The sequence below is a fragment of the Thalassospira lucentensis genome, from assembly GCF_032921865.1.
GTDB classification, from domain to species: Bacteria; Pseudomonadota; Alphaproteobacteria; order Rhodospirillales; family Thalassospiraceae; genus Thalassospira; species Thalassospira lucentensis_A.
On sequence record NZ_CP136684.1, the window covers coordinates 750,981 to 764,319 of the forward strand.

At 54.4% G+C, this 13,339-nt stretch carries 16 protein-coding genes; 10 read left to right on the plus strand and 6 right to left on the minus strand.

Features of this window, described 5'->3' with window-relative positions; genetic code table 11:
• The first annotated feature begins 8 nt into the window (after positions 1-8).
• From R1T41_RS04075 to R1T41_RS04095, 5 genes are all read left to right on the plus strand, one after another.
• Positions 9-515, plus strand: a complete 507-nt coding sequence (locus R1T41_RS04075; protein ID WP_062948045.1) for a YbjN domain-containing protein — start codon at positions 9-11, stop codon at positions 513-515.
• 349 nt (positions 516-864) lie between these two features.
• Positions 865-1,680 carry a pyrroline-5-carboxylate reductase gene (gene proC / locus R1T41_RS04080; protein ID WP_209220352.1) on the plus strand — a complete coding sequence of 272 codons (816 nt, stop codon included), beginning with the start codon at positions 865-867 and terminating at the stop codon, positions 1,678-1,680.
• Between the two features lie 24 nt (positions 1,681-1,704).
• A complete protein-coding gene (locus tag R1T41_RS04085; RefSeq protein ID WP_317340142.1) occupies positions 1,705-2,409 on the plus strand; it encodes a TetR/AcrR family transcriptional regulator in 705 nt (234 codons plus the stop codon).
• A 199-nt stretch (positions 2,410-2,608) separates the two neighbouring features.
• Positions 2,609-3,061 (plus strand): phasin family protein, encoded by a 453-nt coding sequence (locus R1T41_RS04090; protein ID WP_062948051.1) that lies wholly within the window; start codon positions 2,609-2,611, stop codon positions 3,059-3,061.
• Between the two features lie 166 nt (positions 3,062-3,227).
• On the plus strand, positions 3,228-3,572 hold the full coding sequence (locus tag R1T41_RS04095) for a tRNA-binding protein (RefSeq protein WP_317340144.1): 345 nt from the start codon (positions 3,228-3,230) through the stop codon (positions 3,570-3,572).
• 89 nt (positions 3,573-3,661) lie between these two features.
• Here R1T41_RS04095 and R1T41_RS04100 read toward each other — a convergent pair whose 3' ends face one another.
• Positions 3,662-4,438: a ferredoxin--NADP reductase gene (locus R1T41_RS04100; RefSeq protein WP_062948056.1), complete on the minus strand. Its 777-nt coding sequence runs from the start codon at positions 4,436-4,438 to the stop codon at positions 3,662-3,664.
• A 310-nt stretch (positions 4,439-4,748) separates the two neighbouring features.
• Between R1T41_RS04100 and R1T41_RS04105 the strand changes: the two genes are divergently transcribed.
• The gene (locus R1T41_RS04105; protein WP_317340146.1) at positions 4,749-5,432 is read left to right on the plus strand and encodes a GntR family transcriptional regulator; all 684 of its coding nucleotides are present in this window, start codon (positions 4,749-4,751) and stop codon (positions 5,430-5,432) included.
• A gap of 201 nt (positions 5,433-5,633) precedes the next feature.
• Entirely contained in the window at positions 5,634-6,329 is a 696-nt protein-coding gene (locus tag R1T41_RS04110) for a nitroreductase family protein (RefSeq protein WP_317340147.1), read from the plus strand.
• A 70-nt stretch (positions 6,330-6,399) separates the two neighbouring features.
• Here the strand turns inward: R1T41_RS04110 and R1T41_RS04115 are convergent, their stop codons facing one another.
• The 3 genes from R1T41_RS04115 to R1T41_RS04125 all read right to left on the minus strand — a co-directional run bounded on the left by R1T41_RS04115 (position 6,400) and on the right by R1T41_RS04125 (position 9,187).
• A complete protein-coding gene (locus R1T41_RS04115; RefSeq protein WP_258547173.1) occupies positions 6,400-7,734 on the minus strand; it encodes an ATP-binding protein in 1,335 nt (444 codons plus the stop codon).
• Between the two features lie 51 nt (positions 7,735-7,785).
• Entirely contained in the window at positions 7,786-8,514 is a 729-nt protein-coding gene (locus R1T41_RS04120) for a response regulator (protein WP_209220358.1), read from the minus strand.
• Between the two features lie 157 nt (positions 8,515-8,671).
• Positions 8,672-9,187, minus strand: a complete 516-nt coding sequence (locus R1T41_RS04125; RefSeq protein WP_062948064.1) for a MarR family winged helix-turn-helix transcriptional regulator — start codon at positions 9,185-9,187, stop codon at positions 8,672-8,674.
• 113 nt (positions 9,188-9,300) lie between these two features.
• On the opposite strand from R1T41_RS04125, the gene R1T41_RS04130 reads away from it, so the two are divergent.
• Positions 9,301-10,197 (plus strand): branched-chain amino acid aminotransferase, encoded by an 897-nt coding sequence (locus R1T41_RS04130; RefSeq protein ID WP_114109659.1) that lies wholly within the window; start codon positions 9,301-9,303, stop codon positions 10,195-10,197.
• Between the two features lie 96 nt (positions 10,198-10,293).
• Positions 10,294-10,959 carry a glutathione S-transferase family protein gene (locus tag R1T41_RS04135; RefSeq protein WP_317340150.1) on the plus strand — a complete coding sequence of 222 codons (666 nt, stop codon included), beginning with the start codon at positions 10,294-10,296 and terminating at the stop codon, positions 10,957-10,959.
• An 80-nt stretch (positions 10,960-11,039) separates the two neighbouring features.
• Here the strand turns inward: R1T41_RS04135 and hemF are convergent, their stop codons facing one another.
• Both hemF and R1T41_RS04145 read right to left on the minus strand, forming a co-directional pair.
• Positions 11,040-11,915 (minus strand): oxygen-dependent coproporphyrinogen oxidase, encoded by an 876-nt coding sequence (gene hemF, locus R1T41_RS04140; RefSeq protein WP_114109657.1) that lies wholly within the window; start codon positions 11,913-11,915, stop codon positions 11,040-11,042.
• Positions 11,915-12,385, minus strand: a complete 471-nt coding sequence (locus tag R1T41_RS04145; protein ID WP_114109656.1) for a tRNA (cytidine(34)-2'-O)-methyltransferase — start codon at positions 12,383-12,385, stop codon at positions 11,915-11,917. The genes hemF and R1T41_RS04145 overlap by 1 nt, the downstream gene beginning before the upstream one ends.
• A gap of 394 nt (positions 12,386-12,779) precedes the next feature.
• Here R1T41_RS04145 and petA point away from each other — a divergent pair, with 394 nt between their 5' ends.
• Positions 12,780-13,331 carry a ubiquinol-cytochrome c reductase iron-sulfur subunit gene (petA, locus tag R1T41_RS04150; RefSeq protein WP_114120624.1) on the plus strand — a complete coding sequence of 184 codons (552 nt, stop codon included), beginning with the start codon at positions 12,780-12,782 and terminating at the stop codon, positions 13,329-13,331.
• Positions 13,332-13,339 lie beyond the last annotated feature (8 nt).

Sequence of the window (13,339 nt, forward strand, 5' to 3'; positions counted from 1 at the left end):
AAATTTATATGAACGACCATCTGGAAGATATCGGCGACCTTGGCGACGAAAACCCGTTGCTGCTTGTCGAAGATATCGCCCGCACTAATGACTGGCACGTGGAACGTCGCAGCGACGATGAAGTCGTTGTCGAAATCCCGGCGCATTGGTGCACGTATCTGGTCTACTTCACCTGGCGCGAAGATGCCGAAGCGCTTCACATTGCCTGCTGCTATGATCTGTTCGTGCCCGAACCTCTCCGTCCGCGCATCTATGAATTGCTGGCAAAGTGCAATGAACAGCTTTGGCTCGGCCATTTCGGATTGTGGCTGGATGAAAACATGCCACTGTTCCGCCATACGCTTTTGTTCGGCGGCGATGTACCACCGATGGTCGAACAGTTCGAAGAACTGATTGATATCGCCGTTTCCGAATGCGAACGCTTTTTCCCGGCCTTCAACTTCGTTCTGGGTCAGGGTAAAACCCCGGACGAGGCATTGACCCATTCGATGCTGGAACCTGTTGGACAGGCATAGACTTGTTTATCCGCCACGAATTTCTAAAAGGGTCGGCATCGCGTCGGCCCTTTTTTTTGCTGCTGGCGTTAATTTTTTTTGCGCATCCCACCCAATGTCTGATTCGATATAAATCCCGGCAGGTGTGACGGAATAATCCCCTGAACAACACAAAATCCCGTGTCGGTTACTTCTCTTGGAAAAACACCCCGCGTCGCGATATTTGACGGCCAGATTCTGTGAATTTTGTCACTCCCCTTGCCCCTGTGACCGACTTGACCCACCTTGAGAACATCGCTACGGCATTGCATTGCGATTGCTGATCCACACATGTTCGGCAGTCAGGGATGGAAAAATCGGAGCAGATTTGATGAATACGCGTCTATTGCTGGTCGGCTGTGGCAAAATGGGCAGTGCCATGCTGGAAGGCTGGCTGGCCAAAGGGCTTAAATCGGACAATGTCTATATTGTAGAACAGGCCGAAGCCGCCGAAAAACTGTCAACCCGCTATGGCGTTCATGGCATTACCGATGTCACCGAAGTCCCTCAGGATTTCATCCCGCAGGTGATCCTGTTTGCGGTCAAGCCGCAGGTCCTGCCCGATGTGATCGACGGTTACAAACCGCTGGTTCGTGCCGAAACGGTCTTCCTGTCGGTTGCCGCTGGCAAAACCATCGACTTCTTTGCCGGTCACCTGGGCGAGACTGCGCGCATCGTTCGTGCCATGCCCAATACCCCGGCTGCCGTATCGCGTGGCATGACCGTAATGTGCCCGACCGACAATGTCAGCCAGGCACAACGCGACATGTGCGAAACGCTTCTGGCCACCGTCGGCATGGTTTCGTGGGTAAGTGATGAAAGCCTGATGGATGCGGTCACAGCCCTTTCGGGTAGTGGGCCTGCCTATATCTTCCATCTGGTCGAAGCCATGGCCCAGGCTGGTGAGGCTGCCGGTCTTCCTGCCGATCAGGCAATGATGCTGGCGCGCCAGACGGTTGTCGGTGCAGGCTTCCTTCTGGATGCCAGCGAGGAAACCGCATCCACCCTGCGCGAAAATGTCACAAGCCCTGGCGGCACCACGGCCGCCGCTCTTTCGGTACTGATGGATGCGCAGAACGGCCTGCCCGACCTGATGACCCGTGCGGTAGAAGCCGCCCGGAAACGTTCCGTCGAACTGGCGGGATAAGCATAAACAATCAAGGAGACGATCATGCCGGCAAAGAAAGACCCGCAAACCAGACTGATTGATGCAGCCATGGATTTGGCCGCAGCCGGACGCTGGCATGACGTCACCATGATCGACATCGCGCAATCGGCAGGTGTCGATATCGGGGTTGCGTTTGATCATTTCAAAAGCAAGGCCGATATCCTGCGCCAGTTCGTGCGCAGGATCGACCGGATCGTTCTTGCCGATCTTGATCCCGCCGATTTCAACGAGCCCGGTCATGATCGCCTGATCGCGGTGATGATGGCGCGGTTTGATGCGCTGGCACCCTATCGCCCGGCACTTCGCTCCATCGTCGCCAGCGGCGGTGACCTCGGCCCGACTGACACACTGCGTGCGATCAAGACCCATTTCGGCTCGATGCGCTGGATGCTTGATGCCAGCGGCTTCACCACTGGTGGTCTGCGTGGCAGCCTGCGTGTAGCCGGGATGGGAACGATTTATGCCCGGTGCTTCAAACAATGGCTCGTTGATGAAACCGCCGATTTCGGACCAACCATGGCCGCCCTTGATCGAGCATTGGCACGCGGCAGTGAATGGGACAAACGCATTGGCACCGGCATTTCCCGACTAAGCCGGGCTTGCGGAAAAATTCAGAAAAAATGTGACCGGTTTGCACAAAAATGTCGCCGTGCCGATCACGCCGAACAGACATCCCCGTCGGCTGAAAATAACAGTACAGCACCCTAACTATCTGATCTGAAACAGAGACAGCACGCCGTAACCTAAGGTTACATCATCAGATAAAACCAAAACCATGAAGTTTTTGTGCACTGCAAAATAAACCTTGACGAAACCGGTTCGATCCTTCATATTGCAGTTGAATTTGTGCGGCGCACAATAGCGCCTCATTCCACACCTGTTGCAAATTGTTGATGGAGTGCAAACCATGACCGCCGCAAAAAAGGCAACCAACCCGTTCTTCGATCTCGACTTCACCAAATACACCGCGGATTTCAAGATTCCGGGTGTCGACGTGAACGAGATGATGGCGTTTCAGCGCAAAAACGTTGAAGCCCTGACCAAAGCCAACAAGGTAGCCTTCGACGGTTTCCAGGCTGTTGCTCAGCGTCAGAGCGAAATTTTCAAAACGCTGCTGGATAAAGTTCAGACCCAGGGCAAGGATTTCGCTGCTACTCCTGCTGACAACCCGATGGCTGCTGCTGCAAAGCAGACCGAAGCTGCGAAAGCCGCTTACGAAGAAGCCCTCGCAAATGCCAAGGAACTGTCTGGTCTGGTAAGCAAGTCCCAGGAAGAAGCTCTTGCTCTTCTGCAGACCCGCTTTACCGAATCTCTCGACGAGTTCAAGTCGGCGATCGAAAAGACCGCCACTGCGAAATAATCTAGCTGATAACTTCCCGTTATCAACTTACCGGCAGAGCCTTCTGGCTCTGCCGTTTTTATTTGTGCTTTTGCCCAAACTCCTGATCTGCCCAAACGCGTCGATAAGCCCTTAACGGCAAACTGTGATCCCGCTAATCTGGCTCAAATTCATCGGAGAAAGATTTATGAGCGAGATCAGTTTTGACGACTTCCTGAAAGTGGATATCCGTGTCGGGACCGTCGTCGATGCCCAGGAATTCCCCGAAGCCCGCCGCCCGGCCTTAAAGCTCTGGGTGGATTTCGGACCGGAAATCGGTACCCGGAAGACATCGGCTCAGATCACCAAATATTACACGCCCGAAAGCTTGATCGGGCGTCAGGTTGCCGGTGTGGTCAACTTCCCCCAAAAACAGGTCGGCCCTTTCATGTCCGAATTCCTCTGCCTCGGCTTCCCCGATGGCGAGGACGACAAAGGCATTGTCCTGATCGCGCCGGAGCGCAACGTTCCCAATGGCGGGCGTCTGTTCTAGTACACCGTCCTCACAGCAAACCCGGCACAAACTGAAAGGGCGCGGCCATCATCTGGCCACGCCCTTTTTTAATTCCGATTTATGTCAAATTACTTTTCGACGAACGCTTTCTCGATCACGAAATGACCGGGTTCGTTCATGTTGCCTTCCTTGCCGCCCCACTCGATCAGCATCTGGCGGGTTTCGGCAATCATTTCCGGGTTGCCACAAAGCATGAAACGATCATTTTCAAGGGTCGGTTTTTCAAGGCCAAGGTCATCATAAAGCTTGCCCGACTTCATCAGCTCGGTGATGCGACCCTGGTTTTTAAACTCTTCGCGGGTGACTGTCGGATAATACAGAAGCTTGTTCTGGACATCTTCGCCAAAGAATTCGTTGTTGGGCAGCTCACTGTGGATGAACTCCTGATAAGCCAGTTCACGAACTTCGCGGCAGCCATGAACAAGAATGACCTTGTCATAACGCTCGTAGGTTTCGTAATCGCGAATGACGCTCATGAACGGTGCCAGACCGGTACCGGTTGACAGCAGCCAAAGGTTTTTGCCCGGCAGCAGGTTATCATGGATCAGGGTTCCGGTCGGCTTGCGCCCGACCAGAATCTTGTCGCCAACCTTGATATGTTGCAAACGCGATGTCAGCGGACCGTTCGGCACCTTGATCGAGAAGAATTCAAGTTCTTCGTCGTAATTGGCACTCACCATCGAATAGGCGCGCAAAAGCGGCTTGCCTTCGACTTCGAGTCCGATCATGGCAAACTGACCGTTGATGAACCGGAAACCCGGATCACGGGTGGTTTTGAAGGTGAAGAGAGTGTCAGTCCAGTGATGGACGTAAGTGACTGTTTCTTCGTTTAAATTGCTGGCCATAACGCTGCATCAATCCGTTTCGTCTAGAGCTTTCTACTGGACCGTGGCGGGAACGACGGACACACTTTCCCGGCACTGTATCCATGCCAAGTTGACGCGATTTAACATCAATCAAACGTATATCGCAAGAAAACATTCACTCGTTGTGTGTTTTTATGTAGAACTACAAATAACCATAAAAATTAAGTGTAGAATATTGTCTGACAATAGTGCACGATAATCGCATCAGGCATATATCGCAACCGCGAAGTCCCTCTTAGATAGGACAAGATGTGCCCTGCAGCAATGATCCATCGCAATCCGGTGATAAATGACAGAAACCGACGCTTCCGCCAACGAGGCTCTAACCGTTCAGCACGTCTCCGATGCCATCACCAATGCAATTCGTGAAGGTCGCCTCGTACCTGGTCAACGCCTGACCGAAATCGACTTCGCAAAACGCCTTGGCGTCAGTCGTCCATCCGTTCGGGAAGCTTTTCGACAACTGACCGCGGATGGACTTTTGCACAGTCAGCCCTATCGCGGGGTTAGTGTCCGTCACATGACGCGGCGCGAAGTGGACGATCTGTTTATCGTGCGCGGCGCGCTTGAAGGTCTCGCCGTGCGGCTTGCAACCCCGATCCTGCAGGGCGACACGCTGCAATTACGATCCATTCAGGCCGAACTCGACAGTGCCGAGGCCCGCAATGACCTTGCGGCCATGTCGCGCCACAACCTTGCCTTCCATATGCTGTTTGCCGATGTCACCGGAAATGCGCTTCTGTCTGAACAACTCCGCCGCATTTCCAACAGCGTCTATTGGCTGCAATTCCGCGTTCTGGTCGCGGATGACAAGGTCCTGCAAACCAATCCCCAGCATCGCGACATTGTTGATGCCGTCCTTGCCGGTGACGCCGCAAAGGCCGAAGCCACCATGATCGATCATGTCGACCACTCGCGCCAACTGGTGCAATCGCTACCCGACACCCATTTTGCCGAAAGGCCGGAAGACTAACGGCCTTCCCAGCCCCCACCGATCACTCTTCAGACGGGCGAGCGGATACAACATCGCCGTCCACGCATCCGCTTATCCGAACCGGATTAATTACCTGCTCCCGGACAGGGAATGGAAGACAAAGCACATGAGACTTGCATCGCTGAACTCTCCCCATTAAGATTGTCTGACAATTTAAACAAACAAACATCAGAGAGCACCATGACAACCCGCCCCACGCCGATCGCCGATTTTTTACCGATCCCGTTGCCGGATTATCAGGAACGCCCGATTGAAGAGATGCGCCGCGGGGCCCTGGCGTTTTATGATGACATCCGCACGCGCCACACCGTGCGAGATTTTTCGGACCGGCCAGTGCCACGTGACATCATCGAAACCTGTATTCGTGCGGCGGGTACAGCCCCCAATGGGGCCAATCATCAGCCGTGGCATTTTTCCGTCATTGGCGATCCGGCAATGAAAAAGAAAATTCGCACCGCCGCTGAGGAAGAAGAACGCGCCTTTTATGCCGGTCGTGCCGGTGAAGAATGGATCGAGGCCCTACGCCCGCTGGGCACCGATGACAGCAAACCGTTTCTCGAAATCGCCCCATGGCTGATTTGCATTTTCGGCGAACGCAAAAGTGCGTCGGCCGACGGGAAGTTTCGCAAAAACTATTACGTGCCGGAATCCGTTTCCATCGCCGCCGGCTTTCTGATCGCCGCCCTGCATCGCGCAGGGCTTGCAACATTAACGCACACACCGAACCCGATGAGCTTCCTGACCGAGATATGCCATCGCCCGGACCACAACAAACCCTATATTCTTCTGGTCACTGGATATCCGGCAGCGAATGCGACGATCCCCAAACATGCGACCGAGAAAAAGGACCTCTCGGAAATCGCGACCTTCTTCTGAGGTTTGGCAGCTTTCCAAACAAAAGCCCCGCAATATGTGCGGGGCTTTTTCATTTGGCAGAACCAGATATTTAATGCCCGATCGGCAGAACAAGACGCACGCGAAGTCCGCCGCCCGGCGCATCTTCAAGAAAGACATCGCCGCCATGACCACGCGCGGAATCGCGCGCGATTGTCATGCCAAGGCCGACACCACCGGTCGCCTGATTGCGGGATTCCTCAAGACGATAGAATGGTTTGAAGACGTCTTCGCGTTTGTCGACCGGAATGCCCGGACCATCGTCGTCAAACACGATTTCATAATCCTGCCCGCGACGTCCGGCACGCACCGACAGATTATTGGCATAACGACCAGCATTGGACATGATATTGGCGAGGCAGCGCCGCACGGATTGCGGACGCAGATCCATTTCCAGACTATCGGCAATATGCAGATCAATCTGCTGGCCATCCCGAAGGGATTCGCCAACCTGATCGGTAATCAGCTTGCCGATATCGGTCGGCACGGCCTTTTCGCCCTCTTCACCGCGTGCAAAGGCAAGATAGGCATCGACCATGCGTTCCATGTCGACAACATCCTGCTTAAGCGCGTCAACACCGGGCAGCGACCCCTGCATCGCCAGTTCCAGCTTCATGCGCGTCAGCGGCGTGCGCAAGTCATGCGACACCCCTGCCAGCAAGGCGGTCCGTTGCGATAAATGGCGTGCAATACGGTCGCGCATCGAAATGAAGGACGATGCTGCCAATCGCACCTCGGCCGCCCCTTCGGGCTTAAAGGTATCGACTTCAACCCCCCGGCCAAACTGGTCGGCAGCCTTGGCAAGACGGCGGATCGGACGAACCTGGTTGCGCATGAACATCACGGCAACGCCGTACAGGATCAGTGCCGAACCGGCGATCCACATAAAGAAGATATAAGTGGTCGAGGAATAAAGACGCTTGCGCGGTGCAACCACCGACAGGACCCCGTCCTTCAACTGCACCCGGATTTCCAGTTTGCGGTCATCGACATCAAGATCGAAGAAGAACGGACGCTGCAAACGTTCATTCAGGGCGTTGAACAATTCCTGGGAGACAAGGCCAAAGGGCGGCTGGGTGATTTGCCGTTCAAGGATTTCATCTGGTTCGAACAGGATATCAAGTTGCAAGCGCGTGCGCGCCGAATGTTGCAACCATTCGAAATGATCCGCATCCGGGTATTCGCCAAGATAATCAATAACGAAAGCAATATCACCGGCAAGGCCCCGGCTCAGCTGGCGCGCAACCGTGTCCCAATGCCGCTCAAAGAAAATCAGCACGGTGACGATCTGCAACAGCAGCATCGGCGTCATCAGGATCAACAGCGACCGCCCCAGAAGACCTGACGGCATCAGCGATTTGATCCATCCTGTTTTTCCGCTGCCCAATACCCTTATCCTTATCCGTGTTCGTCGCGCCGACGGCTCGACGCTCTGTCTTTAATCCACATACAGCACATAGCCCCGTCCGCGTACAGTCTGCAAGTATCTTGGTTGTTTTGGGTCTTCCTCAAACTTGCGACGAAGGCGCGTCACCTGCACATCAATACTGCGCGATGCCCCCGGATCAACGGCGTTGCCCCCCATCATCTCATGAAGGTCTTCGCGGGTTGTCGCTTCGCCGCGCCGACGAACAAGGGCCGCGAGAAGCGCCTGCTCCGCACTTGTCAGATAGATATGTTCCGATCCGCGCTGCAAGGTCATCCGGCTGACATCAAAGGTAAAGCCACCAAACTGCGCCGTGGTCGATGCCTCACCACGCATCTCGTCGGTGACCGATACCGGCGCTTCGGCATAACGCCGTAAAATGGCTTCGATCCGTAGCACAAGCTCACGCGGCTCAAACGGCTTGGCAAGGTAGTCATCGGCCCCCGCCTCAAGCCCGGAAATGCGGTCTTCGGTTTCCGAAAGTGCCGTCAGCAGAAGGATTGGCACCTTGGACCCTTCGTCCCGTAGACTGCGCGCAAGATCAACCCCTTTTTCACCGGGCATCAGAACATCCAGCACCAGAAGGTCAAACTGCAACCCGGCAAGGCTCGACCTTGCTTCGGCGGCATTTCGCGCCGCCGAGACGACAAAACCGTTTTCGCCAAGATAGCGGGTCAACAGATCACGCAGACGATCATCATCATCGACCACAAGAATATGCGGCTGATCCTGATTTGTCATACGCGGCTCTCCTGAAAGCTGAACATTTGAAACGCTTTATCCTATGCGAGTTAGGCAAAAAAAAGTTTCAAAATTGTATCTGTCCAAAAGACAGCGGATCAGGCCATCATCCTGATCCGCTTGATGTCGCACGACTGAAATCAAGACCCGCTTTACACTAGCTGGCCCGGCGGCGCATACCGGGCGGGCTGTCGTCGGTGAAACGGGCACGGTCCGGTTCTTCGAGCATGCCCAGCATCACCTTGCGGAACCCTTCAACCGCCTCGGCCCCGGCTTCGCGATAGGCGGCCGCGATCAGACCGCGCTGGTTTTCGGTCAGTTCACGTTCGAGCGCATCACCCTTTTCCGTCAAGGTCAAAAGCCGCTGGCGGCGATCCTGCACACCGGTTTTCTGATCAATAAATCCTTCGCGCACGAGCTGGCCCAAAACACGCGACAGGGACTGCTTGGTGATTTTTAGAATCGACAGAAGCTCGCTCACCGTAATGCCGGGGTTGCGGCTGACGAAATAAATGACCCGGTGATGGGCGCGACCGAAATTATATTGCTCAAGAATCTGATCTGCCACTGCCGTGAAATCGCGATAGGCATAGAACAGCAGTTCAATACCTTGCCTAAGCTCTTCTTCCCGCAGAAAAAGCGGGTTTACCTTGCGTGTTGAGATATCAGCCATGCTTTTCCGTTATGTCAGTTATATTGACATATTAATCGATGAATGTTACTCCGGCCAGACAATTAAGGACATAAAGTTACGTCCAAGTGCCCTTTTGAATTGGAATCTGGCAAATGATCACTCCGACCTTCGACAACCGTGATGGTTTTATCTGGTATAATGGTGAACTTAAACCCTGGCGTGAAAGCACTCTCCATGTGTTGAGCCACGCAGTCCATTATGGCAGTGCCGTCTTCGAAGGGGAACGGGCTTATAACGGTAAAGTGTTCAAACTTGCCGAACATGGTCAGCGTCTGATCAAATCGGGCGAGCTTCTTGATATGAAAGTGCCTTATAGCGCGGCCGAACTTGATGATGCGGTCATTGAAACGCTTGCGGCCAACAATATCACCGATGGCTATATCCGCCGCATTGCATGGCGCGGTAGTGAAATGATGGGTGTTTCGGCCCAGACCACGCGCATCAATGTCGCGATTGCCACTTGGGAATGGCCAAGCTATTTCAAACCGGAAGAACGTCTGAAAGGCATCCGTCTCGCACTTTCGAAATGGGCCCGCCCGGCCCCGAATACCGCGCCGACTTCGGCCAAGGCAGCCGGTCTTTACATGATCTGCACCCTGTCGAAACATGAAGCGGAACGTAACGGTTTTGCCGATGCGCTGATGCTTGATTACCGTGGCCAGATTGCCGAGGCGACCGGGGCGAACGTGTTCTTTGTCAAGGATGGCAAAATCCATACGCCGACCCCGGATTGCTTCCTGGATGGCATCACGCGCCGTACCGTGATCGGGCTTGCCAAAGCCCGCGGTTTCGAGGTGATCGAGCGCGCGATCATGCCGGAAGAAATGGCCGAATTCGAGGAATGCTTCCTGACCGGAACGGCTGCAGAGGTCACCCCGGTGGCCTCCATCGCCGATTACACCTTTACCCCGGCGCATGTTTGCAAGACGCTGATGGAAGACTATATGGCTCTGGTACGCGGTGAAAAAAACGCGGTTGCCGCTGAGTAATAAAATTCAATAATCGACCAGATTATTCACTTTTAATGAAAAATAGCCCGGCACCCGTTTGCCGGGCTATTTTTTGATTTCAGGACAAAACGCATCATGACGGCACGATTTTCACAAAAGTCTGATGATATACAAAACACCGATCATACCCTGCTCTATCAGACCCATTCCCCGTTTGCGCGCAAGGCATTGGTCTTTGCGCTCGAATGCGGATTGGGCGACCGGATTGAGGTAATCCATCAGGAAACCAGCCCGACCAATCGCAATGACCGTGTTTTTGCAGCCAACCCGCTCGGCAAGGTGCCGGTTCTGATCCTACCTGATGGCATGGCTTTGTTTGATTCGGATGTAATCTGCGAGTATCTCGACAGCCTGCATACCGGCCGGAAACTGATCCCCGCTAAGGGAGCGGAACGCTGGAAAGCCCTGCGTTTGCAAGCATTGGCGCAGGGTATGTGCGATGCCGGCGTGCTGTATCGCTGGGAAACCAATCGCCGCCCTGAAAATCTGCGTTACCCGCCGTTGGCAGAAGGGCAGAAAACCAAGCTGGTCGAAGCCTTCGATTATCTCGAAAGCGAACTTGATCCCAAAGAGCCGATCAATGGCGGTCATATTTCGCTGGCGACCGGGCTTGACTGGATCGCATTTCGCGAACTGGCCGATTTCAGAACCGGCCGCCCAAGATTGAGCCAATGGTATGAGGATTTCTGTGACCGGCCATCAATGACGCAAACCGGCTTTAGCGGCCAGACTCACGACTAGCCCGAAACCTGAAATCCGACACAGATATGCAAAGGCCGCCCGGATACCAGGCGGCCTTTGCTATTCCTCATACAATTTATTTACGGCCAGTTGGCTTCCGGCGGCAGCGACATCAGGATCGCCTCGGTATTGCCACCGGTCATCAGGCCAAAGCGCGTGCCGCGATCATGGAGCAGGTTAAATTCGACATAACGCCCGCGCTTGATCAATTGGGCGCGACGTTCGTCGTCGGTCCATGGCTTGTTGTAATGGCGTTTGACCAGTTCGGGATAGATATCGCGAAAGGCACGACCGACATCCTGCGTGAAGGCAAAATCCGCATCCCAGTCGGCATCCAGATAATCATAGAAAATGCCGCCAACCCCGCGCGGCTCGTTCCGGTGTGGCAGGAAGAAATATTCATCGCACCATTTTTTGAACCGGTCGTAATAATCATCGCCATGCGCGTCACAGGCGGCCTTTAAGGCACCGTGAAAATCGGCCGTGTCGGCATCCTTGGGGAAAACCGGGGTGAGGTCGGCCCCACCGCCAAACCATGCCTTGGTGGTCACGATATGGCGGGTATTCATGTGAACAGCCGGGACATGGGGCGAACAGGGATGGGCCACCAGTGAAATGCCTGCGGCCCAGAAATTCGGGTTTTCGGCAGCACCGGGGATTTCAGCGCGGAATTTTTCAGAAAACTCGCCATACACGGTCGAGATATTGACCCCGACCTTTTCAAACACGCGGCCCTTCATGACCGACATTTCACCGCCGCCCTGCCCTTCGCCGCGTTCCCAGCTTTTGCGTTCAAACCGCCCGGCAGGTTGATCGGCAAGTGGTCCGGTATAGCTATCTTCGAGCGCCTCGAAACTGGCACAGATTTCATCGCGCAACTGGCGGAACCAGTTTCGCGCTGTTTCCTTGTGCTCTTCGATCTTTTGGGCGATCAGATCGTTATCAGTACTGGTCATCAGGCCTTCTCCGGAAAGCTGCTGGTTTGTCGAAGGGCCTCACCCAATGTCATGGCGGTTGCCATAGCAACGTTAAGTGACCGCATTCCGGGTTTTAACGGAATAACGACGCGGGCATCGACATAATCATGCACCTGATCGGGCACACCACTGCTTTCGGAGCCCAGCATCAGAATATCATCCGGTCGATAGTCAAAATCGCAATAGGGCACCGCCCCCTTGGTCGTCAGCAATACCAGACGCCCCGGAACGGTTCCATCACTACGCGCCTGCACAAAGCCGCGCCAATCGGCATGGCGTGTATAATCCGCCGCCCCCAGATAATCCATCCCCGCACGCTTGAGTGCCGCCGAGGTCAGAAGAAAACCACAGGGCTCGATAATATCAACGGGAACGCCAAGACATGCCGCCATGCGCAGGATTGTACCGGTGTTCTGGGGAATGTCGGGTTCGAATAGACAGATTCTCATAACGCCCTATAGACTCGTAATATTTTCGACCTGAAATCCGGGCGCAAAACCTTACAAAATTACGCCGATATATCGCCATTAGACTTATTTGGAATAAGGCGAGACAAGGATATAACCACTTGGTTGTGAATACGCCAGCCTGTTAGAAAACGCTACGTTCGCTTCCATTGTGCAGCGCAAAACCAAATAGGCAAATCGAATGCGAACAATTTGCAACTCCAAGTTCCCCTTAACAAACCTCTTTTTTGTTAGTATACGAACCCGGTTTCAGGCCTGAAGGCTTTGGGGCAAAAGCATTGTTTGATTTCCGTCAATGGAAATTAAAGGTGTTTGCCCTAAGTGTGCAGTTGGGCATTCCGCATGCCTGTTTTGGGGGCAGAAAGAGGAATACATTATGTCGCAAACGGTGCAATCATCCGGGGATCATAACCCGGACGAGAACCGCAGGGATTTCCTGACCCTGGCGACCACGGCAGTCGGTGTTGTTGGCACCGGCATGGCGCTGTGGCCGTTCGTGGACAGCATGAACCCGTCCAAGGACGTTCTTGCGCTGGCCTCGGTCGAAGTTAACCTGTCAAATATTCCGGTCGGTCAGGCCATCAAGGTCATGTGGCGCGGTAAACCCGTATTCATCCGCCACCGTACCGAGCGTGAAATCAACGAGGCCGAAGAGGTCGCACTGAACGAGCTGGTCGATCCGCAGGCCGATGACGCGCGCGTCGAGAAAAAGGAATGGCTGATCGTTGTCGGTGTCTGTACCCATCTGGGCTGCATTCCGATGGGCACCGCCACAGGCGAGGCCCGCGGTGATTATGACGGCTGGTACTGTCCTTGCCACGGCTCGCACTATGATACGTCTGGCCGTATTCGCCGGGGTCCTGCGCCGAAGAACCTAGAGGTGCCGACCTACACCTTCCTCACCGACACATCCGTCCGGATCGGCTAAGGAGCTGT